Annotated in this window: 23 protein-coding genes; 11 read left to right on the top strand and 12 right to left on the bottom strand. The window is 60.3% G+C overall.

Annotation, left to right across the window (positions count from 1 at the left end):
- Positions 1 to 36: 36 nt before the first annotated feature.
- Positions 37 to 1,038 (bottom strand): flagellin N-terminal helical domain-containing protein, encoded by a 1,002-nt coding sequence (locus AB4Z52_RS03655; RefSeq protein ID WP_442216520.1) that lies wholly within the window; start codon positions 1,036 to 1,038, stop codon positions 37 to 39.
- Positions 1,039 to 1,396: 358 nt separating this feature from the next.
- Here AB4Z52_RS03655 and AB4Z52_RS03650 point away from each other — a divergent pair, with 358 nt between their 5' ends.
- The 3 genes from AB4Z52_RS03650 (at position 1,397) to pncA (ending at position 6,124) form a co-directional block, all read left to right on the top strand.
- Positions 1,397 to 3,892, top strand: coding sequence for an ATP-dependent helicase (locus AB4Z52_RS03650; RefSeq protein WP_442216519.1), 2,496 nt, complete (start codon positions 1,397 to 1,399; stop codon positions 3,890 to 3,892).
- Positions 3,893 to 4,114: 222 nt separating this feature from the next.
- Complete coding sequence (locus AB4Z52_RS03645; protein WP_442216518.1) at positions 4,115 to 5,389, top strand: sugar MFS transporter; 1,275 nt, start codon at positions 4,115 to 4,117, stop codon at positions 5,387 to 5,389.
- A gap of 108 nt (positions 5,390 to 5,497) precedes the next feature.
- On the top strand, positions 5,498 to 6,124 hold the full coding sequence (pncA, locus tag AB4Z52_RS03640; RefSeq protein ID WP_442216517.1) for a bifunctional nicotinamidase/pyrazinamidase: 627 nt from the start codon (positions 5,498 to 5,500) through the stop codon (positions 6,122 to 6,124).
- Here the strand turns inward: pncA and AB4Z52_RS03635 are convergent.
- Together AB4Z52_RS03635 and AB4Z52_RS03630 are read right to left on the bottom strand one after the other, a co-directional pair.
- Complete coding sequence (locus AB4Z52_RS03635; protein ID WP_442216516.1) at positions 6,121 to 7,506, bottom strand: hypothetical protein; 1,386 nt, start codon at positions 7,504 to 7,506, stop codon at positions 6,121 to 6,123. The genes pncA and AB4Z52_RS03635 overlap by 4 nt on opposite strands.
- 167 nt (positions 7,507 to 7,673) lie before the next feature.
- Positions 7,674 to 8,078 (bottom strand): hypothetical protein, encoded by a 405-nt coding sequence (locus AB4Z52_RS03630; RefSeq protein ID WP_442216515.1) that lies wholly within the window; start codon positions 8,076 to 8,078, stop codon positions 7,674 to 7,676.
- Positions 8,079 to 8,380: 302 nt separating this feature from the next.
- Here AB4Z52_RS03630 and panC point away from each other — a divergent pair, with 302 nt between their 5' ends.
- Entirely contained in the window at positions 8,381 to 9,256 is an 876-nt protein-coding gene (gene panC, locus AB4Z52_RS03625) for a pantoate--beta-alanine ligase (RefSeq protein ID WP_442216514.1), read from the top strand.
- A 1-nt stretch (position 9,257) separates the two neighbouring features.
- Entirely contained in the window at positions 9,258 to 10,079 is an 822-nt protein-coding gene (gene panB, locus AB4Z52_RS03620; RefSeq protein ID WP_442216513.1) for a 3-methyl-2-oxobutanoate hydroxymethyltransferase, read from the top strand.
- A 129-nt stretch (positions 10,080 to 10,208) separates the two neighbouring features.
- On the opposite strand, the gene AB4Z52_RS03615 is transcribed toward panB, so the two are convergent.
- The gene (locus tag AB4Z52_RS03615; RefSeq protein WP_442216512.1) at positions 10,209 to 10,463 is read right to left on the bottom strand and encodes a DUF2164 domain-containing protein; all 255 of its coding nucleotides are present in this window, start codon (positions 10,461 to 10,463) and stop codon (positions 10,209 to 10,211) included.
- Positions 10,464 to 10,597: 134 nt separating this feature from the next.
- Here AB4Z52_RS03615 and AB4Z52_RS03610 point away from each other — a divergent pair, with 134 nt between their 5' ends.
- Both AB4Z52_RS03610 and AB4Z52_RS03605 read left to right on the top strand, forming a co-directional pair.
- A complete protein-coding gene (locus tag AB4Z52_RS03610) occupies positions 10,598 to 11,323 on the top strand; it encodes an AzlC family ABC transporter permease (protein WP_442216511.1) in 726 nt (241 codons plus the stop codon).
- The gene (locus AB4Z52_RS03605; protein WP_442216510.1) at positions 11,320 to 11,628 is read left to right on the top strand and encodes an AzlD family protein; all 309 of its coding nucleotides are present in this window, start codon (positions 11,320 to 11,322) and stop codon (positions 11,626 to 11,628) included. The genes AB4Z52_RS03610 and AB4Z52_RS03605 overlap by 4 nt, the downstream gene beginning before the upstream one ends.
- A gap of 10 nt (positions 11,629 to 11,638) precedes the next feature.
- On the opposite strand, the gene AB4Z52_RS03600 is transcribed toward AB4Z52_RS03605, so the two are convergent.
- The gene (locus AB4Z52_RS03600) at positions 11,639 to 13,474 is read right to left on the bottom strand and encodes an aminopeptidase P family protein (protein WP_442216509.1); all 1,836 of its coding nucleotides are present in this window, start codon (positions 13,472 to 13,474) and stop codon (positions 11,639 to 11,641) included.
- A 281-nt stretch (positions 13,475 to 13,755) separates the two neighbouring features.
- Between AB4Z52_RS03600 and AB4Z52_RS03595 the strand changes: the two genes are divergently transcribed.
- Positions 13,756 to 13,923: a hypothetical protein gene (locus tag AB4Z52_RS03595; RefSeq protein WP_195909530.1), complete on the top strand. Its 168-nt coding sequence runs from the start codon at positions 13,756 to 13,758 to the stop codon at positions 13,921 to 13,923.
- 206 nt (positions 13,924 to 14,129) lie between these two features.
- Here the strand turns inward: AB4Z52_RS03595 and AB4Z52_RS03590 are convergent, their stop codons facing one another.
- Complete coding sequence (locus tag AB4Z52_RS03590) at positions 14,130 to 15,008, bottom strand: 50S ribosomal protein L11 methyltransferase (RefSeq protein WP_442216508.1); 879 nt, start codon at positions 15,006 to 15,008, stop codon at positions 14,130 to 14,132.
- Between the two features lie 139 nt (positions 15,009 to 15,147).
- A complete protein-coding gene (locus tag AB4Z52_RS03585) occupies positions 15,148 to 15,753 on the bottom strand; it encodes an SCO family protein (RefSeq protein WP_442216507.1) in 606 nt (201 codons plus the stop codon).
- Positions 15,754 to 16,219: 466 nt separating this feature from the next.
- On the opposite strand from AB4Z52_RS03585, the gene AB4Z52_RS03580 reads away from it, so the two are divergent.
- The gene (locus AB4Z52_RS03580; protein WP_442216506.1) at positions 16,220 to 16,684 is read left to right on the top strand and encodes a chemotaxis protein CheW; all 465 of its coding nucleotides are present in this window, start codon (positions 16,220 to 16,222) and stop codon (positions 16,682 to 16,684) included.
- A 287-nt stretch (positions 16,685 to 16,971) separates the two neighbouring features.
- On the opposite strand, the gene AB4Z52_RS03575 is transcribed toward AB4Z52_RS03580, so the two are convergent.
- The 5 genes from AB4Z52_RS03575 to AB4Z52_RS03555 form a co-directional block, all read right to left on the bottom strand.
- Positions 16,972 to 17,460, bottom strand: a complete 489-nt coding sequence (locus AB4Z52_RS03575) for a CreA family protein (protein WP_442216505.1) — start codon at positions 17,458 to 17,460, stop codon at positions 16,972 to 16,974.
- A gap of 67 nt (positions 17,461 to 17,527) precedes the next feature.
- Positions 17,528 to 18,118: a 3'-5' exonuclease gene (locus AB4Z52_RS03570; protein WP_442216504.1), complete on the bottom strand. Its 591-nt coding sequence runs from the start codon at positions 18,116 to 18,118 to the stop codon at positions 17,528 to 17,530.
- A gap of 99 nt (positions 18,119 to 18,217) precedes the next feature.
- Positions 18,218 to 18,871, bottom strand: coding sequence for a methionine ABC transporter permease (locus AB4Z52_RS03565; protein WP_442216503.1), 654 nt, complete (start codon positions 18,869 to 18,871; stop codon positions 18,218 to 18,220).
- Positions 18,852 to 19,940 carry a methionine ABC transporter ATP-binding protein gene (locus AB4Z52_RS03560; RefSeq protein WP_442216502.1) on the bottom strand — a complete coding sequence of 363 codons (1,089 nt, stop codon included), beginning with the start codon at positions 19,938 to 19,940 and terminating at the stop codon, positions 18,852 to 18,854. Before AB4Z52_RS03560 ends, AB4Z52_RS03565 begins: the two co-directional genes overlap by 20 nt.
- 91 nt (positions 19,941 to 20,031) lie before the next feature.
- On the bottom strand, positions 20,032 to 20,877 hold the full coding sequence (locus AB4Z52_RS03555) for a MetQ/NlpA family lipoprotein (protein WP_442216501.1): 846 nt from the start codon (positions 20,875 to 20,877) through the stop codon (positions 20,032 to 20,034).
- A gap of 292 nt (positions 20,878 to 21,169) precedes the next feature.
- Between AB4Z52_RS03555 and AB4Z52_RS03550 the strand changes: the two genes are divergently transcribed.
- The gene (locus tag AB4Z52_RS03550) at positions 21,170 to 21,811 is read left to right on the top strand and encodes a DUF1007 family protein (protein WP_442216500.1); all 642 of its coding nucleotides are present in this window, start codon (positions 21,170 to 21,172) and stop codon (positions 21,809 to 21,811) included.
- A gap of 81 nt (positions 21,812 to 21,892) precedes the next feature.
- Positions 21,893 to 22,567: a DUF2161 domain-containing phosphodiesterase gene (locus AB4Z52_RS03545; protein WP_442216499.1), complete on the top strand. Its 675-nt coding sequence runs from the start codon at positions 21,893 to 21,895 to the stop codon at positions 22,565 to 22,567.
- Positions 22,568 to 22,621 lie beyond the last annotated feature (54 nt).

Here is a 22,621-nt window from a genome sequence, read left to right as displayed (position 1 = left end):
CCTTCTAAGCCCGCTTTGCGCCCCAACCCCACCATATTAATGAATGTTCTGGAACAGCTGGGTGATCAAGCTGAAGCTGGCATTGGCGATCGAAAGCGATTGTATGCCGAGCTGCTGCTGCGTCTGCAGCGCTGCGAGTTTCGTCCCCTCCTGCTCCATATTGGCATCGACCAGCTTTCCGACGCCGCTTGTCAGCGTATCGCTCATGTTCTTGGCAAAACTGTCCTGCATGTTGATGCGCGCCTCCAAGGAACCAAAGGCTGAGCCGACGATCGTCATCTGGCCGAGCATGGCGTTGACGACACTCAGCATGTCGTCGATCTGGCCATTGGTGGTCGACGCGCTCAGTCCGATCTCCACTTGGCCGCTCGTGCTGCCGCCCTGGTTCGTCAGCATCACGTAGGTCTGCCCGGCGCCGACCTGGGCGGCAAAGGCCGTCGAGGTCAACACGCCATAGCCGCCGGTGCCACCGGTGCGATCGTCGATCAGATAGCGCGCATCGACCGTGGAAACCGGGCCTGTACTGGAGGCGGCGCCACTATAGCTCAGTCGCCCGACCGAAAAGGTCCCATCGGCATAGCGAATGATCGACGCCGGGATCTGCTTCGGCTCGGACGGGTCGGCACTGCCGCTTAGAACCACCCAATTGTCGCCGTTGAAATTTGCCGATTGCCCGACGCTGCGCAATTGCTCCTTCAGCTGGGTAATCTCGTCATTGAGCTTGACCTTGTCGACGCTGCTCTCTTCGGCGGTGACGAGCTTCGCCTTGATCTGGCTGACGATGTCGACGGTCGCCGAAACACTGGTCGAAGCAACGCTGACGGTCGCTTGCGCGAGGCCAAGCGCATCCTGAACGGCGGAAACCGCGCCGATATCCGACCGGGTCTTCGTTGCAATCGTCCAATAGGTGGCGTTGTCCTTGGCGGTGCCGACACGAAGGCCGGTCGCGACGCGCCGCTGGGTGGTCGTGAGGTTCGCCTGGGTATCTAGCAATACCTTCAACGCCGCCTTCACGGACGTGCTCAAATCTATACTCACGGAACTCATACTCCGACGCAACGATACACAAACGCAGAACTGATTGAATGGACCTTCCAAAGCGCATTCATGCGCCTGGGCTGAAACGGCCAGCAATGACATGAGCGGCAAATCAACAAATGGCGCCACGTCGCGGTACGGTGCTATTCTTTACCGGTCATGATTAATAATCGCCTAAATTCACAAGGCCTTCATCATAAATAGTAACCATGACGCGAAACAAGGATGTAATCCGAAGAGAACCGAAGTTGTGGCCGGTGGCCCCCTCCGGCCATGACCTTTACCGAATGTGCGCTTTTTGTTCTTATATTAGCCCGTTCCTTTTGCCTTTCGGAACCGAATCACTACATTGGGCCGCATGACGACAGGACATGACGACATTCCCTTTTTCGGCGAGGAGCCTGAAGACGCTGCTCCGCGCAGACCGGCCGCCGCGCCAGGTGCGCCCGCCGGCCCCGGCGCACAGGGTGGCATTGCTGCTCGCGCCATGGCTGCCCGCGATGCAGGCCGCCGGCCGGACTATCTCGCCGGCCTTAACAAAGAACAGACCGAGGCGGTGGAAACTCTGGAAGGCCCCCTGTTGGTGCTTGCCGGCGCCGGCACTGGCAAGACGCGCGTTCTGACCACCCGCATCGCCCATATCCTGTCGAGCGGCCGTGCCTATCCTTCGCAGATCCTGTCCGTCACCTTCACCAACAAGGCCGCCCGCGAAATGAAGGAGCGCGTTGCCCTTCTCGTCGGCGGCGCCGTCGAGGGCATGCCCTGGCTCGGCACCTTCCACTCGATTGGCGTCAAGCTTTTGCGCCGCCATGCCGAGCTGGCCGGACTGACCTCCGATTTCTCCATTCTCGACACGGACGACGTCGTGCGCCTGATCAAGCAATTGATCCAGGCCGAGGGGCTGGACGACAAGCGCTGGCCGGCCAAGCAATTCGCCGGAATGATCGACGGCTGGAAGAACAAGGGCATGACGCCGGCCGATATTCCGGAAGGCGATGCCCGCGCCTTTGCAAACGGCAAGGGGCGCGAGCTTTACACAGCCTATCAGGCCCGTCTGAAGACGCTCAATGCCTGCGACTTCGGCGATCTGCTGCTGCACCCCATCAACATGTTCCGCAAGAACCCCGATGTGCTGAAAGACTATCATCAGCGCTTCCGCTATATCCTCGTCGACGAATATCAGGATACCAACACCGCCCAGTACATGTGGCTGCGGCTTCTGGCGCAGCGGCCAAAGGGCGAGCCGCAAAACGTCTGCTGCGTTGGCGACGACGACCAGTCGATCTACGGCTGGCGCGGCGCCGAGGTCGACAACATCCTGCGGTTTGAAAAGGATTTTCCCGGTGCCAAGGTCATCAAGCTCGAGCGCAACTATCGCTCGACCGAACATATCCTCGGCGCTGCGGCGCATCTGATCGCCCACAACGAGGGCCGGCTCGGCAAGACGCTGTTTACCGACCGCAGCAATCCCGACGATGCCAAGGTGCAGGTCCACGCCGCCTGGGATTCCGAAGAGGAAGCTCGCGCCGTCGGTGAGGAGATCGAGCAGTTGCAGCGCGGCGACGCCGACGGCAACAAGCACAATCTCAACGACATGGCGATCCTAGTACGCGCTTCCTTCCAGATGCGCGAGTTCGAAGATCGCTTCGTCACGCTCGGCCTCAACTACCGCGTCATCGGCGGCCCGCGCTTTTACGAGCGGCTCGAAATCCGCGATGCGATGGCCTATTTCCGCCTCGTCTGCCAGCCGGCCGACGACCTCGCCTTCGAGCGGATCGTCAATACGCCGAAGCGTGGCCTTGGAGACACCACGGTCCGCGCCCTCCACGACTACGCCCGGGCCCGCGATATCCCGATGCTTGCCGCTGCCGGAGATCTCATCGAGACCGATGAGATGAAGCCGAAGCCGCGCAAGGCGCTGTTCGATGTCGTCATGTCCTTCCGTCGCTGGCAGGAGCGGCTGGAGAACACGCCCCACACCGAGCTTGCCGAGCAGATCCTCGACGAATCCGGCTATACCGACATGTGGAAGAACGACAAATCGACCGAAGCGCCGGGCAGGCTCGACAACCTCAAGGAACTGATCCGCTCGATGGACAGTTTCGAGAGCATGCGCGGCTTCCTCGAACATGTCTCGCTGGTGATGGACGCCGAGACGAACGAGAACCTCGACGCGGTTTCGATCATGACGCTACATTCCGCCAAGGGCCTAGAATTCGAGACGGTATTTCTCCCTGGCTGGGAGGAAGGCCTGTTTCCACACCAGCGCTCGCTTGACGAATCCGGCCGGGCCGGGCTGGAGGAAGAGCGAAGGCTCGCCTATGTCGGGCTCACCCGCGCCAAGCGCCTCTGCCATATCTGGTTCGTCTCGAACCGCCGCATACACGGCCTCTGGCAATCGACCCTGCCCTCACGCTTCCTCGACGAACTGCCGTCAACGCATGTCTCGGTCGCCGAGACCGAGCAATCCTATGGCGGCTACGGGCGCGGCGGCTACGGCCAATCCCGCTTCGACAAGGCGGAACCCTTCGCCAACAGCTATTCGACCCCCGGATGGAAGCGCGCCCAGGCTAACCGCAGCGACGCCACCCGCGACAACTGGGGCTCGCGCTCCGGCCACGCCGTCGAGCGCATCGGCTACGGCGAAAGCGGTCCGAAAGCCCGCACCATCGACGGCGAACTCGTCGCCAAATCCACCAGCGACACGCCTTCCCGCTTTACCATCGGCGAACGCGTCTTCCACATCAAATTCGGCAACGGCAACATCTCCAGCATCGAGGGGAACAAACTCACGATCGAATTCGACCGGGCAGGAGAGAAACGGGTGCTGGACGGGTTTGTGGAGCGGGTTTGAGCCACCGAACGATTTAAGCCCAAACCTCAACGCGTTGCTGCATTGCAAGATCAGCATCGGTAGCACGCTACCAATCTCGGGCCAGTAGCATATATCCAGTGTTGCGGCCCGAGCCTCTCGTGCTTTTGAACGATCTTCGCGGCAAACCGCTGCCGGTTCCGCCATATCGGTGGATGTGAAGGGGCTATCGTGCTGGCAACGACGGATTTGAGGACAGATCAAATGGTTGGGATGACAACAAACAGCGCCGTCGGCGCGTCAGCGCGACCGGCGCAGGGCAGCTACCAATTCGCGCTTGTCGCGCTGACCTCGCTGTTTTTCATGTGGGGTTTCATTACCTGCCTGAACGACATTCTGGTGCCCCACCTGAAGAATGTCTTTTCGCTCAACTATGCCCAGTCGATGCTGATCCAGCTCTGCTTCTTCGGAGCTTATTTTATCGTTTCGCTGCCGGCCGGCGCACTGGTCAAGCGCATCAGCTATAAATGGGGCATCGTCGTCGGCCTCGTCATCGCCGCAATTGGTTGCGGGTTGTTCATCCCCGCTGCAAGCTACCGCGTCTACGCCCTATTTCTCGGCGCGCTTTTCGTGCTTGCGACCGGCATCACCATCCTCCAGGTAGCGGCTAACCCTTATGTGACAGTCCTCGGCGCGCCGGACACCGCCGCTAGCCGCCTGACGCTAACCCAAGCCTTCAATTCGCTCGGCACGACGCTTGCGCCAACCTTCGGGGCCTTTCTCATTCTATCGGCCGCAACGGTCGCCGTCGAGAATGCAAGCCCGCAGCAGCTTAATGCACTTCACCTGGCTGAGGCAGATGCGGTCAAATTCCCCTACCTCATCCTCGCCGTCACCCTCATTGTACTTGCTGCGGTTTTCGCAGCGCTGAAGCTGCCCCATGTCGAGGGCGAGGAAACCGTCCAGCCGATCCGCGACGGTCGTTCGGCATGGCAGTATCCTCATCTCATTCTCGGTGCGGTCGGCCTCTTTCTTTACGTCGGTGCCGAGGTGAGCGTCGGCAGCTTCCTGGTCAATTTCCTCAGCCAGCGCGATATCGCCAACCTTTCGCAGGCGGATGCGGCCCACTATGTCTCCTATTTCTGGGGCGGAGCTATGATCGGCCGTTTCATCGGCTCGGTTGTGATGCGCTATGTGGATGATGGCAAGGCGCTTGCTTTCAATGCGTTGATCGCCGCCATCCTGCTTTTGACGACGGTACTGGCGACGGGCCATATCGCCATGTGGACCGTGCTCGCGGTCGGCCTGTTCAACTCGATCATGTTTCCGACGATCTTCAGCCTGGCGCTGCACGGCCTCGGGCGACACACCAGCCAGGGTTCCGGCATTCTGTGCCTTGCCATCGTCGGCGGCGCTATCCTGCCGGTTATCCAGGGCTTCCTTGCCGACAGCATCGGTATCCACCTCGCCTTCCTGATGCCGATCCTTTGCTACGCCTACATCGCCTATTACGGGCTCAAGGGTCACAAGGCAGCCTGAAACGACTGGCGAGTTCATCTGGCGCGATCAGACAACGCGGCGCAAAGCACTTGATCCCGGCCACGGCACTTGACATCGTGGCATCACGAGCAACCGAAGGACCTGCCGATGAAAGCGCTGCTGCTGATTGATATTCAGAACGGATTCTGTCCCGGTGGCAATCTGGCGGTGCCCGAGGGCGATCAGGTTGTGCCGGTTGCCAACCGGTTGATCGGCAGCGGCCGTTACGATCTGGTCGTTGCCTCGCAGGATTGGCATCCGCCCGGTCATGGCAGCTTTGCTTCGTCACACCCCGGCAAACAGCCTTTTGAAGTCGGGACGCTCTCTGGCAAGCCGCAAATGATGTGGCCGGACCATTGCGTGGCGGGCACCGCCGATGCCGACTTCCATCCGGCGCTCGACATCGAGAACGTCGACTTCATCCAGCAGAAGGGCCAGAACCCTGCCGTCGACAGCTACTCGGCCTTTCGCGACAACGACCAGGCGGCGCTGACGGGCCTTGCCGAATATCTGCGCGAGCAAGGCGTGACGGGGCTCGATCTCTGCGGTCTGGCGACCGATTACTGCGTGAAATTCTCCGCGCTCGATGCGGTTGAAATGCTTCCCGGTGTAGAGGTGCGGTTCGTCGAGGACGCCAGCCGCGGCATTGATTCAGAAGGCGTTCGCGCCGCAATCGGGGAAATGCGCCTGCGCGGCGTCGGCATCATCCACAGCGGTGAGGCTATTGCCGGCTAGGATGCTGCCTGAGGTCGGAACATCCTGATGAAAAAGCTGTGCAGCCCCAGGAGGCAAAATGCTCCCCCGCCGACAACCCCGATAACGACGAAAACCCACAGATTGTAGCTGAAGCCGGCCGTTGCGATGACCGGAATGACAATCCCGACTGCGGAGAAGGCAACTGGCTGCCAGATGAGATCGAAAGGCAATGCGACCAGCACCTTTATGCCGATCAGCATCGCGAGGATCGCTCCGATCATGCCGCCGCCCATCAGTACATCGCCCCTGTTCAAAATGAAGTGGCCGGCGGCGAGCACACCGCCATTCAGCAACAGGCAATCGACAAGCGACAACAGGAAAATCGACTTGAGGTGATGGCGCAGATGCGACGGCGTCGGCAGCATGTTCTGTGTGAGCGCCCGGCAAACGGCGACGCCGGTCACATAGGGCGCGGCGGCAATAAAACTCTGCTGCAAACCCGGCGCGATGACGAAATGGCCGATTGGCTGGAGCAGCGCGAAAATGCCCGACGCCGTCATCAGTGTGAAGCCGGTCAGCAGCGAATAATATTCCCCGAGCCGCCGGCGCAGCCCCGATGTCTCCCCCTCGCGATCGTAGAGCGAGACGATGTCGGGATACTGGATGGCCTGCAGCGCGGAGACGATGAGCACGAAGGGCCGCTGCAGTAAATCGAGCGCGAGCAGCACCCCGGCAGCGCCTTCAGTCCCGAGCATCGCCGTCAGGATGGACTTGAGACTGAGCGGCGCCAGCATGGCGACGACGGCAGCGCCAGCGGCGACGCTGCCATAGACGAAATGCTTGCGCACCAGCGCTGGCTCGAAGACGGCTCCCTCGGTCAGGCGGTTTCGGGTCGTGAGGATGGCGATGAGCGAATAGACGATATAACCGGCGAGCAGCCCGGCGGCGGTATAGCCGAACGTTGGAGAGAGAGCGGTCCCGCTTAGCGTTCCCACCGCAAGGATCGTCGCCCGCGAACCCTGCAACCGCGAAAAGCTGCGGAATTGCTGCTTGAAGCGCAGGATCGTCAGATGCAGATCGCTGCCACCCTGGAAGACAGCCACCAGGCCACCAAGCAGCGCCACAGTCGGCGGAACCGCAAAGATGATGGAGGCAGCTGCAGCAAGAATGCAGAAAGCCGCCGAGACGGCAAACTCGATGGTCAAGGCACGACGCTCGGACGCTTCGCTCTGCTGCGTACGGCCGGGGTAAAATCGGCTGCAGGCAAAGCGGATCCATTCGAAACAGAAGATCGCCGTGAACTGGCTGACCGAGATGAATAGCGAATAGCGCGAAAAGTCACCCGGCGACAGCATATGGGCAACGGTAATCAGCAGCCCGAAAGCCACCGCCGCCTGATAGAAATATGCCGCCAACGCCACGATCTTCGCCATCTGCGGAGATAAGCGCAAAAAGCTGAGGAATTTGCTAAATTGTCAGCGGGTCCCGGTGGTTTGGTGGCGGCAGGCTGCTCTCAGGGCTAACAGCCCCGGGGCCGAAGCACCCGGAGAATGCACCATCGTCCAGTCACGACAACGTGTTAGCTCAGCTATCTAGGGCAAACGTCCCAGAATCCCGACGTTCGGGCTGGCGAGGTGTAGTACCAGCATTGTCCGGCCCTTGGAGGTTGACCGGCGACTGAAACTGCAGCCGCGCCGGCGATAAAGCCAATGGCAGCTCCTGCAGCGATTGCCCCGCCCGGACGCCAATAGCGGCGCGGATTGACGACGACCACGCCGGCAGGACGGCGATACACCGGTCCGCCACGGCGCGTGCCGACAGCAGCGCAGCCACGCGGGCCGCATCCGGCAGCCGCGCATCCGCGCGGGCCGCAACCAGCCGCACCACGTCGATAATAGGCATCCGCCGGCGACGCTGCCAGCATCGGTGCCGCGACGGCCATTATGAGCGCGATCAATGCCAGGGAATTTCGAATGAAGCTGATAATTTTCATAGCCCTCTCCCCACCTCGACGGTTTTCATCAATTATAAATCGCTAATAATAACGCCTTTTCCAACATATATCACCATGCCTTGAATCACTCAATACGTGCATCCAATCGCCTCCGCAATAATAGGCGGTAGCTTGCAAACGTGGAGGACCGTGCGGCCGGGAAACTCGGATTTCAGCTTTGCGTGCGTCTACCTTGCGTTCTATTTGCCTTTGGTCGCGGTACAGGGTAGAGAGCCGGCGAATTTCGAGGGTGGGAGACGGAGGGGCGCATCTGGCGTCGCCGTTCGACAAGGGAGCGCCTGATGGAAGTGATCGGCACGATAGCTGAGATGCGTGAGCGCCTCGCCGCACCGAGACGCGCCGGCCGTCGCATTGGTCTCGTTCCGACCATGGGCTATCTTCACGCCGGACACATGGCCCTTGTCGGCCACGCGCGCAACGAGAACGATGTCCTCGTCGCCTCGATCTTCGTCAATCCGCTGCAATTCGGAGCCAACGAGGACCTGACGAAATATCCCCGTGATCTCGCGCGCGACAGCGCCATGCTGCTCGCAGGCGGGGTCGATTATATCTTTGCCCCTGGTACTGCTGACATGTATCCGCGGCCGATGGAAACGATTGTCGATGTGCCGACGCTGGGTGGCGAGCTTGAGGGCGCGGTCAGGCCCGGTCATTTTGCCGGCGTTGCGACCGTTGTGACCAAGCTCTTCAATATCGTCCAGCCGGATTGCGCCTATTTCGGAGAGAAGGATTACCAGCAGGTGGCCATCATCCGCCGCATGGTGGAAGATCTCGCCCAGCCGGTTCACATCGTCTCGGTTCCGACCGTGCGCGATGTCGACGGTCTCGCCCTCTCCTCGCGCAACAGCTATCTGACGAACGAGGAGCGAGCCGCCGCAAGGATCGTCCCACGCGCGATCGAGGAAGCGGAGCGGCTTTATGCCGAGGGCGTCGACAATCCCGCCATCTTCGAAGCCGCGCTTCGCATTTTCATCTCCCGCGAACCGTTGGCGACAGTCGAAGTTGCCGCGGTCCGTGATCCCCAGACATTGAAACCGGTGGATAGTCTCCAGGGCCGCCCTATTCTTGTCGCGCTCTTTGTCCGCATCGGAACGACGAGGCTGCTCGACAACAGGGTGATTTGCCAAACGAACGACAGCAACCGAAAAGCGGATTGACATGAGCACCACCGGCCATACCAAGCGGATCACCACGGCGCAGATCGAGGCAATGAAGGGAAGCAGGCCGATCGTCTCGCTGACGGCCTATACGACGCCGATCGCCCGCCTTCTTGATCCGCATTGCGACCTGCTGCTCGTCGGAGACAGCCTCGGTATGGTCCTCTACGGCATGGAGACAACCATCGGCGTGACACTCGACATGATGATCGCCCATGGCAGGGGCGTCATGCGCGGCGTCAATCATGCCTGCGTCGTCGTCGACCTTCCCTTCGGGGCCTATCAGGAATCGAAGGAACAGGCATTCCGCAGCGCCGCCCGCATTCTGAAGGAAACCGGCTGCGACGGGGTCAAGCTCGAAGGCGGCGAGGAAATGGCGGAGACGGTCGCGTTTTTGACCGCGCGAGGCGTTCCCGTGTTCGGACATATCGGGCTGATGCCGCAGCTGATCAACACCGCGGGCGGCTACCGCTCTGTCGGACGCTCAGAGAAGGAAGCCGGCAAGATCCGCCGCGACGCCGCCGCAATTGCCGACGCGGGCGCCTTTGGGATCGTCGTCGAGGGAACCGTCGAGCCGCTGGCCCGCGAAATCACCGCCACCATCGCCATCCCGACCATCGGCATCGGCGCTTCGTCCGCCTGCGACGGCCAGATCCTCGTTTCAGACGATATGCTTGGACTTTTCACCGACTTCAAGCCGCGCTTCGTCAAGCACTTCGCCGAACTTGCCCCGCTGGTTTCGAAAGCGGCGGAGGCCTATGCCGGCGAAGTCAAGGCCCGGAGCTTTCCAGGCCCGGAGCACACGTTCAAGCTAAAGAACTAGACCCTATGTTCGTGAGGTGAAGGTGGCCCGCCCCCGCGGTAAGCTGAATTCGGGGGGGGGGGTGTTCTGGATAGGCCGGAGCCTTGCCCCAAGCTTAGCGAGGGCGAACCATGAAAGAGAGCTCTCGGATCATTTCTTGTCGTCCGGTTGGCGCTCCAGCAGGTATATCGCCTCGCTGAAATCCTCCATCTGCTTCATCAGCGCGGCATGGGCATCCTGCAGCCCTTGATTATAGTAGTTGGCGCCGATCTCGGTCGCGAAGAAATCGAGCAGGAATTCCGCCGGCAGAACGCCGATCGTCTGGTCGAGTTCGTCTGCGAAATATTGCTGGATTCGCCCGACGATCGCGGCCTTTTCCTCTTTTGAAAAAACGATCTTCTTCACTGTAGTCTTCCTGTGCAAACGGTGGTCTTGAGCGAATGGTTCAGCAGAATCGATAGGTCCATCAATGTATTTGAATTGCCGCCGAAGGCCATGGGACTTAGAGGACAAGAGCGACGACAGGGAAGACAATAGCGATGAACCGGCCGGAATTTCTGGAAGGCCTGCGCGGCGGCACGATGGTCGCGCTCGCAGTTGCGCCGTTCGGGGCCCTGTTCGGGGCGCTTGCCCGCGGCCAGGGCATGTCGCTCGATGAACTGACACTGATGAGCGCAACCGTCTATGGCGGCGCCAGCCAGATGGTCGGATTGGATCTGTTCGGTCACAAGGTTCAGGCCTGGCTAATCGTCCTGTCGATCTTTGCCGTAAATTTCCGCCACGTCCTCTATTCCGCAGCGCTCGCCCGGTATATCCGCCAATTCTCCCCGATCCAGAAATTCTTCACCTTCTTCTTCCTCGTCGATCCGCAATTTGCCGCAGCCGTCAAGCGCGGCGAAGACGGAAAGCCGGTCAGCTTCGACTGGTATCTCGGTTTCGCGCTGATGATCTATGTCCCCTGGGTGGCGGCCAGCATCATTGGCGGCTTGCTCGGCAGCCTGATCGGCGATCCGAGCGCGATCGGCCTCGATATTCTGCTGCCGGTCTATTTTCTCGGCATCGTCATCAGCTTCCGCAAGCGCGATAACTTCGTGGCCGTCGTTGCCGTCAGCGCCATCGCCTCGACCATTGCCTATCGCTACGTCGGCTCGCCCTGGCATGTCAGCTTTGGCGCACTTGCCGGCGTAGCACTTGCCGCCCTGTTGCCGGTAAGAGCGAAAGCGGACCCAACCCTTGCCAGCGAAAGCAGCGGGGCCGGACAATGACGCTGTTCGACCCCTATATGATCGCTCTGATCCTGGCCGCTGCGATCGTTACGTTCCTGACGCGCGTCGGCGGCTACGTGCTGATCACGCAGATGGGGCGAATTCCACCGCGCATGGAGGCCGCCCTCAATGCCGTGCCGGCCGCCGTTCTGACGACACTTGTCGCCCCCGCTTTCATCAACGGCGGAATCGATACCAAGGTGGCGATGGCGTTGGCACTCGCTGTCGGCCTGCGTTTCTCCTCGACGACGATGCTCATCGTCGGCTGGGTGGTCGCCATGGCCTGGCGGCACTTCGCGGGCTGACAGACCAGTTCTAGTGGCTGATGGGCAAAGTCGCGTTTTCCAGCCAGCTGCGCGCATCAGCAGCGTGGATCAACGGCATCAATGCCTTGCGGGTGCGATCATGATAGTCGTTGAGCCAGTTCAATTCCTCGTGGGTCAATAGCTCGCCAATCACCAGGCTGCGATCGATCGGACAAAAGGTCAGCGTCTCGAAACCGAGCATCGGCATGTCGCCGCCGTCGACGTCTTCGGCATCTCGGACATAGATCAGGTTCTCGATGCGGATGCCGAAACTGCCCGGCCGGTAGTAGCCGGGCTCATTGGAAAGGATCATGCCGGGCAGCAGCTCTTGCGTCGACAGGCGGGAGATCCGCTGCGGCCCCTCGTGGACCGATAGAAACGAACCGACGCCATGTCCGGTGCCGTGGGCGTAGTCTCCACCTGCCTTCCAGAGGGCAATGCGCGCCAGCGGATCAAGGTCGCAGCCGCGCGTGCCCACCGGGAAACGCGCCGTGCTGATGGCGATCATGCCCTTCAAAACCAGCGTAAAGAACCGCTTCTGCTCTTCCGGCACCGAACCCACCGCAACCGTTCTGGTGATATCAGTCGTGCCGTTGACATATTGCGCACCGGAATCGACCAGGAACAATTCGCCGGCCTTCACCATCCGATCGGTGTCGGTGGTGACTCGATAATGCATGATTGCCGCATGTTCGCCCGCGCCGGAAATCGTATCGAACGACACATCCTTCAGTGGGTTCTGCATGCTCTGTCCGACATGGGCGCGCACCGCCTCGAGCTTCTTGACGGCAACGATTTCCGTAATCGAACCTGGCTTCTGCGTTTCCAGCCAATGCAGGAACTCCACCATGGCGGCGCCGTCCTGAAGATGGGCGGCAGCCGAACCGTTGAGTTCGGCCGCATTCTTGCGCGCGCGCGGCAATCTGGCCGGATCAGTCCCCTCGACCACCTCGCCGCCTTCGCGCCGGATGAGATCGGTCAGCGCATAGGAGGCAAGTTCGGGATCGACGAGGACACGGCCGCCACCTTTGGAGACAACCGCCAGTCGCGATGTCAATTCGGAAGGTGGAAGTTGAAGGCAGATCTGCGCGAGATAGGCCTCAGCCTCGATATTGGTCTTGCGCTTGTCGAGGAACAACTCGGCCTTGCCGTCGGGGCGGATGATCGCACGTGCCAACGGGTGCGGCGTGTGCGGCACGTCGCTGCCGCGGATGTTGAATATCCAGGCAACGGAAGACGGGTCGGTGATCAGCACCGCAGAAAGGCTCTTATCCCGAAGCAACTGCGCAATCGTTGCGATCTTCTCCGTTGCCAGAACGCCGGCCTCGGCGATTTTCTGTATCGTTACGGCACCAAGCGGCTCGCCCGGACGATCGCTCCACAGCCGGTCGAGAGGATTGTGCGGCAGGAATACCAGGGTGCCGCCGACATCTGCCAGCGCCTTCTCAAGCCGGCGAACTTCGGCACCGGTATGAATCCATGGATCGATGCCGAGGCGCAGGCCCTTGGGCCCATGGTTCGATATCCAGAGATGCGGCGGCTCGTTGACGAGATCGTCGCCTGCAAAAACCGTTCCGTCGACCTGTTCGCCGAGTTGTGTCGTATAGCGCCCGTCAACGAAGACGATCGCCTGCGACCGCGTCACCAGCGCGATGCCCGCCGATCCGGTGAAGCCGGTGAGCCAGGCCAGTCGCTCAGAGCACGCCGGCACATATTCGCCCTGATATTCATCCGCTCGCGGAACGAGAAAGGCATCGATGCCGAGTGCATCGAAAGAGGCTCTGAGCCCGGTGACGCGTTCGTGGCCGAATTGTGGAGTGGAGGTAACGTCAAAGGACTGAAACATGGCTTACCCGGAGCAAGGAAAAACGAATCCGCAGCTAGGCTGCGCCGGCATGTTAGCCGAATTTGTCGCCATTGCGAGACAATGCGATGCAAAAACCATCCGGCGGGCAACTGCCCATTTCGCGAGCATAGATTCGCGATTATGGCAGTACGACGGCGAAAGGCATGCGATATGCGCATGGCTACCATGATGCTTTTCCATCTGCCGCGCGGCGACGGAGTAGCTATATACGGCTCATCGAACGGCGTTCACGATACGAACCCGATGAAAAGGAAATGAAAATGGCCAATTCTCGCTTCGCATATAGCAGCCCGTTGCAGGCTGGCGAACGCCGGACCGTGCGCCATGTTATCGGCGCGCTTCGCCAGATCGAAGCGGAAACGTCGAAGATGGTGGGCGCAAGCCATGGTGACATTCGCCGCAACGGTGCAAACAGCTACGCGTTCTGAGTTATCGCGGTCCGGCTCTCCTCCCTCCCCGGATTGCAGATAGGAACGCTAGAACCCGCTTGAGCACTCCTCCCCTCGAGCTCGCGGGCAAGGTCAGGTAAGACTGATCTGCAAGGCGGTGCCATTGGCACCGCCTTTTGCATTTCCGTGATTTCCATTTGAAAACAGGACGTTGCGGCCGCGGCCGGAATCAGTCTGGCAGGAGCCTATGGTCGATCGAGGTGGATCGTCACCCAGCCATTTCGCCAGATCGTGCGGACGTGCCGAAGGTTCGCGCCGCTATAGGCGGCAATCACCTTCCAGCGCTGCGAGGCAAGGATGCCCGAAAGAATGACCGAGCCGCCCGGCGCCAGATGTGCGGCAAGCTGCGGCGCCATGCGGATAAGCGGCCGCGCCAGAATATTGGCGATGACGAGATCGAACGGTCCGTGTCGCGAAAAGGAAGTCGAATGAAATCCCGGAGCAGTCTCGAGGCTGATCCCTGAGGCGATGCCATTGCGGCGGACGTTTTCGCGTGCCACCCTGACCGCGATCGGGTCGATGTCGGTCGCCAGCACCGGGATGTTCTTCAGCTTGCGAACCGCGATCGCAAGCACGCCGCTGCCGGTGCCAAGATCGAGCGCGTTGCGAACCCGGCGGCTGCGCATCACCGTCTCGATGGTTTCGAGGCACCCGGCTGTCGTGCCGTGGTGACCGGTACCAAACGCCTGGCCCGCATCGATTTCGATGGCGATATCGCTCGGGCGTATCTTGTCGCGATCATGCGATCCGTGCACGACGAAACGCCCTGCCCTGACCGGCTTCAGCCCGTCGAGCGACTTTGCGATCCAGTCGACATCGGGAATGACTTCCTTATGGATCTGAAGTGCTGGATAGGCTGGCCTCAACACTTCGGCAAAACGGGCGCGGACATCCTCTTCCTGTTCGGTGAACAGATAGACCGAAGCCTCCCAGACATCGTTCTTCTCGTCGATCTCCGAAGTGGCGATCGGCAATTCCTCGTCCTCGAAAGCCGGTGTCATGAGATCGAGAATCCGCTCGGCATCCCGTTCGGTGGTTGTCACGTACAAGCGAATTTCATTCAACGCGCGGTCTCTTTCAACAATCATTCGGCCAAGGCGATCAACGGACGCCTCGCCGTGTCATAGGCGTCAAGCGGCAAGCCGGACTGCGCAATACTCCTGTTTACGTCCTTCCGCAATCGGCGCGACAAGGGCAACGTCCCTACCCCTTCTTGATCAGCTTCTCCAGCTTCTTGACCGCGATGTCAGGGTCTTCCTGATAGGCGATCGTCCCGGCGAACCGCCCCGAACCGTCGAGCAGGAAGACCGAGGCCGTGTGGTCCATCGTATAGTCGCCGGCCGGGTTCTTTTCGTCGGTCGGAACCTTCTTGGCGTAGACCCTAAACCCCTTGACCATATCGAGGACCTGATCAGGCGGGCCGGAAATGCCGGTGATCCGCTTCGAGACATTGGAAACATATTCGTTCATGATCTGAGGCGTATCGCGCTCCGGATCGACGGTGACGAAATAGGCGCCAAGCCGGGAGCCATCCGGGTCGACCTTCTGCAGCCAGTCATTCATCTCAAACAGCGTCGTCGGGCAGACGTCGGGGCAATGGGTATAGCCGAAGAAGATCACTGAGGGCCTGCCGCGGAGTGCTTTTTCCGTGATCGGCTGACCATTCTGCGACACCAGCGTGAAAGGCACGCCGAACGGCCCTTGCGCCGCCGTCGTGTCGGGACCCCTGGTGATGCCGAGCGTCATCCATCCGAGCGCTCCGGCCAGAATGAAAACCATGACCCAGACGACAATGCGAACTCTTTTCATGACTGACTGATCCTTGCGGCCGCACATCGGCCGGATGACGGAAACAACCCGCCGTCGCGTGATATCGCGTCGGATACACCGTTGCAATTCAACAACACGTTTCTGCGGCCGGCGATATTTGAGGCAGCCTAGCACGAAGCGGGCGTCAGATTGAGCGACATATAGGCGCAAGGTAATTTCCCCAACCGATCTGCCGTTAAGCCGATCGTAACCACTATAAGCCAACAATCGCGGTACTTGGCGCCGTGTGAACACACGAAGCACCAGCCAGACAATTTCAGGTTCGACAGGGCATGATGCCCACTGGGACGTCCGAAGCGCATTTAAGAAGCGCCGGATGCCGTAGCCCTGCCGCCGATCCTCTCCCACGCGCAGCCGGACACGCCGAATTGCGGGAGCCCTTGATACCATTATTGCCGTGAAGGTCGGTTCCTTCTCGGCTGCAGCCAACCGGGAAGAGTTGACCATGACCAACATCATCAAGCAGACGGGTGCCTACCTGGAAATCGTTTCCTTCCACCTCGGCGAGCAGGAATTCTGCATCGACATCATGGCCATCCGCGAAATACGCGGCTGGGCCCCGGTCACTCCGATGCCACACACGCCGCCATATGTCCTTGGCCTCATCAATCTGCGCGGCGCGGTGATCCCTGTCATCGACATGGCCTGCCGCCTCGGCATGAAGATGACTGAACCATCAGAGCGTTCCGCCATCATCGTTACCGATATCGCCGGCAAGCTCGTCGGCCTGCTGGTCGAGCAGGTATCCGACATGATGACGATCAAGAGTGAGGATCTGCAGCCGGCACCGGAAATCATTCCGGAAGCCCAGCGCGCCTTCTGCCGCGGCATCGTAGCGCTCGAGAAGACCATGGTCTGTTTCCTCAACCTCGACACCGTCATCGCCGACGAGCTGGCCCAGGCCGCCTGAGGTTACCGATGACCTAAAACGCAGATCGCCCTGGAACAGGAATTCCAGGGCGACTGTTTTCCATACCTTCCGACTGGGGTGTTAGCCGGAATGCAGGCCGGGCAAGGCATGAACGGAGAAAGCGGGCAGGCTTCAAGCCGGCTCGACTTCCACGTTCACCATGAACTTAACTCTAAGTTAACCCCGATCAATAGCCCACCACCCCTTCCAATGGCCAATCCACAACCATAAGGACCGACCATTTTTGGTACCGTTAGATTGCTTATCATATTGGCAGGCTAAGAGCCTCAGGGTTTGCCGTTCTTCCATGTGACGCTCTGGCCGTAGAGCGGGATGGTCGAAATCGACATTTTCGCCGAACCATCCGTCAACTGCCGGCTGTGAGCCAGGTAGATCAGCGTATCGTTCTTCTTGTCGTAGACGCGATTAACCACAAGCTTTTTCCAGATCAGCGACATTCCGGCGCGGAAGACCTCTTCGCCACCCTCCGCCAGGCTGATCTTGTCGATCTCGATCGGCCCGGTCTGGCGGCAGGAGATCGAATTGTTGGAGGGATCCTCGAACCATTTGCCATTCTTCAACCGGTCGATGACACTGCGGTCGAAATAGGTGACGTGACAGGTGACGCCGGAGACCTCGGGATCGCTTACGGCGTCGATGAGGATGTCGTTGCCGGTCCAGTCGACCCCCACCTTGCCGACCACTTCGGCCGAGGCAGACCCGGCGACAAGCGTGAAAAGCGAAAGCGCGAGAATGTGAATGCGGCGCATGTGCATTGGGTTCTCCCTGGTTGATGCGATGCTCTAGATAAGTCTCGCCCGCACCTTTTGCCAGGAAACCCAGTCAGCCCCTGCGGCAGGTGCAAGGCTCGTAGCCATAGGCGGTTAGCCGACCGACCTTCATGCCGATCTCAGCAGGGATTGACGCGACATCGGCGGCTTTCACCGCCTTGGCCATTTCGATGGCAGCAGTCGCACAGATTGCCGCGTCCTCGGCCGCATTGTGATGCCTGAAACGCAGCATCAGATGCTCGGCGATGACGTTCAGGCGATGCGAAAGAAGATGCGGCCATATTCGCTGCGCCATCTTCAAGCTGCAGAGGTAGGAAAGCTCCGGATAGGACTGGCGATAATGATCGAGGCTGGCGCGCCAGACGCTGAAGTCGAATGCCGCGTTGTGCGCGATCATCGTCGCGCCACGAAAGTCGTCATGGAATTCGTCCATGACCTGTGGAAAAGAAGGGGCATCCTCGACATGTTCAGGGCGAATGCCGTGGATAGCGACGTTGAAACCCGAAAAACGCATCTCCTTCGGCCGGATCAGCCGCTCTTCGACGCGCACCACGCGACCGTCCTCGATCCAGGCAAGCCCCACGGAGCAGGCGCTGCCGCGCTGCTCGTTGGCTGTTTCGAAATCGACGGCGATGGTTTTCAATAGGCTATCCGGACAGTGGAACGATGGGAACTGCGATCGGGAATCGCAGCCCACCTAAATTCGCACGGTCGCGCGCAAACTACCACCCACCGGGAAGGCTCAGCGATGGTCCAGCCGTCGCACGAGGAGATCGCCGAGCCACTGCATGCCGCAGACGAGCACGATCAGCACGGCGACGACCGCGATCATCACTGATGTCTCGAAGCGCTGATAGCCATAGCGGATCGCCAGATCTCCCAGCCCACCGGCGCCGATCGCCCCGGCCATGGCCGAAGCACCGATCAGCGTCACCAGCGTCACCGTGAAACCGGCGACAATGCCCGGCAAGGCTTCCGGAACCAGCACCTCGCGGATGATGGTCCAGCGGTTGCCGCCCATCGCGCGAACGGCATCGACAAGGCCCCGGTCGACCTCCCTTAGCGACACCTCCGCGATGCGAGCATAATAAGGCGTCGCGGCGATCGCCAGCGGCACGATCGCGGCCCAGGTACCGAGGGATGTGCCGACGATCAGACGCGTGATCGGAATCAGCGCCACGAGCAGGATGATGAACGGCACGGAGCGAAAGCCGTTGATGATTGCGCCAAGCACGCGGTTGATCCAGAGATGCTCGGCGATACCGCCGCGTGCGGTGGCCAGAAGCAATAAGCCGAGCGGCAATCCCGCCAGGAGCGAGATGATCCCGGAGGCGCTTGTCATCAGCACCGTTTCCCAAAGGGAGCGCCACAGCAGTTCAAGCATGATCGGTGTCATAGCCAAATCCTTCCACGCGTGCCGATCTGGCGGTCAAAAACTGTTGAACCCGGGCAGGCAGTTCCGCATCTCGCGTCGGGACCGCGATGAAGAACCTCGCGACCGGCTGGTTCTGAATATGGTCGATGCCGCCATGAACAAGACGGAACGAATGCGGAAGGGCGGCGGAAAGATCGGAAAGGAGCGACCCTTGCGCCGCCGGGCCGGCAAGATCGACGCTGAAGATTGCTTCCGTGCCGCCGGTCTGCGACAGCCGGCGTGCCATATGGTCTGGCAACTGCGGACGAATACCAGAAAGCAGGCTTGTGGTGACGGCACTTTGCGGCTCAGCGAACACCGACCAGACGGGGCCCTCCTCGACGATCCGGCCGGCATCGATGACCGCGACGCGGTCGGCTATCCCTCGCACCACTTCCATCTCGTGGGTAATGAGAAGGATTGTCAGTCCGAGCTTGCGATTGATGTCCTTGAGCAGGGCAAGGATCGACCGGGTCGTCTCGGGATCGAGCGCCGACGTCGCCTCGTCTGACAAAAGCAGCGCGGGCCCTGCGGCAAGCGCGCGGGCAATGCCGATGCGCTGCTTCTGTCCGCCCGAGAGCGAAGAGGGATAGGCCATCGCCTTGTCCGCAAGGCCGACAAGATCCAGCAGCTCTCCGGCACGATCCAGGCGCTCGGTTCTCGCCACACCCGCGATCTTCAGCGGCAAGGCAACATTCTCCTCGACGGTCTTTGCCGAAAGCAGGTTGAAATGCTGGAAGATCATGCCGATGCGGCGGCGAAGGGGCTGCAGCTCACGCTCGGAAAGACCTGATATTTTTCTGCCTTCGATCAGAATCTCCCCGCTATCGCAACGTTCCAGTCCGTTGAGGCAGCGGATGAGCGTCGACTTGCCGGCACCGCTTCGCCCGATGATGCCAAGAATCTCTCCGCGACGAGCAGTCAAGGAGATCCCATCAAGCGCAGGTGTTTCGCCGAAGCGTCGATGGACATCGACAAGCCGCACGATTTCGTCGACCGCGCCTTCGGGCCAACGCCGCTCAATGGCGGAGGCGGGAACAATGGAATTCATGGACATCCTCTCAGATCAAACACCCAAGGCGGCTCAGGCAAAATGCCCGAACCGCCCCGATGCCGTGCCGCCCCAGAGCGCGGAATGGTGATTAGTAGGCGCTGATGCCGGTTCCCTTGTAGACCTTGTCGAACTCGGCTTTGACGATATCGTTTTGGTAGGAAGCGACGAGCCTCTTCACCCAATCCTGGTTTTCGCTTCCCTGCTTCACTGCGATGAAGTTGCGATAGGGATTGTCGGCGACCGGCTCCTGCGCGATGCGATCCTTCGGCGACAGCCCGCTTTTGAGCGCCCAGTCGGTGTTGACGACAGCTGCATCGAGATCGTCAATGGAGCGGCCGACGATGCCGGCATCGAGCTCCTTGATCTCGACGCTCTTTGGATTGGCGACGATATCGGCGGTGGTCGCCAAGATGCCGGTGCCATCCTTGAGCTTGATCACGCCCTCGTTCTGGAGAACGCGCAGCGCCCTGCCCTCATTGGACGGATCGTTCGGAACGCCGATCACGGCGCCCTTCGGCAGGTCGGCAACGGACTTGTATTTTTTGGTGTAGAGACCGATTGGCCAGACGCCGGTGTAGCCGACGCGCACGATATGATAGCCGTGCGTCTTTGCCTGATTGTCGAGATAGGGCTGGTGCTGGAAAGCGTTGGCATCCACTTCACCATGCTCGAGCGCGTCGTTCGGCTGGGTGTAGTCGTTAAAGACGACGGTCTCAATCGTCAGGCCTTTCTTCGCCGCCTCCACCTTGACGACCCGCCAGACATCCTCGTCTTCACCGCTGATGATGCCGACCTTGATCGTCTTGTCTGCGGCAAATGTCGGCGCAGCAACCGTCAAGCCAATCAAGGCGACGACTGAAGCAAACAGCGCCGCAAGACCGGAGCGAGCCGAAAAACCGATGGAATGAGCTTGGAAAACTGTCTTTTTTGTCATTGTTCTATCCCGTCTGAAAAAGAGGCCGCTGCCTCGCATACCGTTGAATAATCGCAATTCCCAGTAGAAGACGCGACGAACGAAACTCTGAACTCAGCCCGTTGTCGGGAAAACTCGTTTGGGTTCAGGCACGTTAGAGAGATTTAATTCTATAAAATAGATAGACTACTTTGATATCGCTTTTTGCAATTGCCTTGCTTGAGCCTTCAGTCCCAAAACCGTCTCATTGTTCGCAGACAAACAGTCTCAATTTAAATCCGCCGCTTGAAGCAGCGGCAAAGCGCGCGGCTCCATGAAGCGTTCAACACTCATTCTCGCAGCCGCCCTGTCGCTGCTGCCGATGGCAGCAAATGCACATCCGCACATCTTCATCGATGCGAAATTTTCGGTCGCCGCCGCCCCGGATGGAACGATCGGCGAACTGAAGAATGCCTGGACATTCGACGAGGTATTTTCGTCCTCCGTCCTTCTCGATTTCGACAAGAACGGCGACATGAACCTCGATGCCAACGAACTGAAGGCGGTTGGCAAGACAGTTCGGGAGTCGCTCGGCAAGTATAATTACTACACGAACGTGACGCTCAACGGCAAAGCGGTGCCGATGGAAAAACCCGATGCGATGCACGCGGACTATAAGGACGGCGCGCTGACCCTGACATTTTCGCTGAAACCGGTGCAGAAGACGCCGCTCAAGGGGCTGCTGATCTTTGGAATCTACGATCCGAGCCTCTACACCGCCGTCGACTTCGCCACCGATACGGATATGGCAACGACGGGGGCTAGCTTCGGCGCCTGCAAGCGCAAGGTTGTCAGACCTAATCCCGACCAGGTCATCGCCCAGAACCAGGCGACGCTCACCACTCTCTTCTTCAACGATCCAATGGGGACGAACTTCTCGCAGCTGGTCGCGACAAGACTGGAAGTCCAGTGCTGATCCGGGCACTTGCCTGTGGCAGACTGCCGATCGAGGCTCTACAAGCCCGATTCGATCAGGACTGATACCAGAGGGTGCGATTTGGAGACGGCGCTTTACCTACCGATCAAGACTTTCCTTGAAAAGGCGGGCTATGCCGTCAAAGGCGAGATCGGCGGCTGCGATCTTCTTGGCCTCAGCGACGGCGAGCCGCCGCTTGTTGTCATCTGCGAATTGAAACTCAGTTTCAACCTCGAACTCGTGCTCCAGGCCGTCGATCGGGCTGCAGCCAGCGACGAGGTGTGGCTGGCCGCGCGCATATCCGCCAAAGGAAAGGGCCGAGAGAGAGATCGCCGCTTCCGCGACCTCTGCCGCAGGCTCGGCTTCGGCATGCTCGGCGTGTCCGATCTCGGCACCGTGGACGTCCTCGTCAGCCCCTGCTCACCAATGCCGCGTAAAAATCCTCGCCGCCGAAGCCGTCTCCTGAGCGAACACAAGCGCCGGCAGGGCGATCCGACGGCCGGCGGCGGATCGCGCATGCCGGTCATGACCGCCTACCGCCAAAGGGCGCTCGCCTGCGCCGCCGTGCTGGCAGCGGGTCCGCAACGGCCAAAGGACCTGAAGACCCCGGCCGCTGATGCGGCAAAGATCCTGCAAGACAATGTTTACGGCTGGTTCGAGCGGATAGATCGCGGTGTTTACGCGCTGACGCAGACGGGACGGCAGGCGCTTGAGCGCTGGCCACAACCGAGCCTGGCCATCACGGCCGGGATTTGAGCAGACCTCGCAGGGCCCTTGTGCCAATCTGCGGCAGGTCCCCGATTTCTTCCC

This window comes from Rhizobium sp. 2YAF20 (assembly GCF_052114685.1).
GTDB lineage: Bacteria > Pseudomonadota > Alphaproteobacteria > Rhizobiales > Rhizobiaceae > Rhizobium.
The sequence above is the reverse complement of the archived record's forward strand: the minus strand, read 5'-3'. Positions and strand labels throughout refer to the sequence as shown.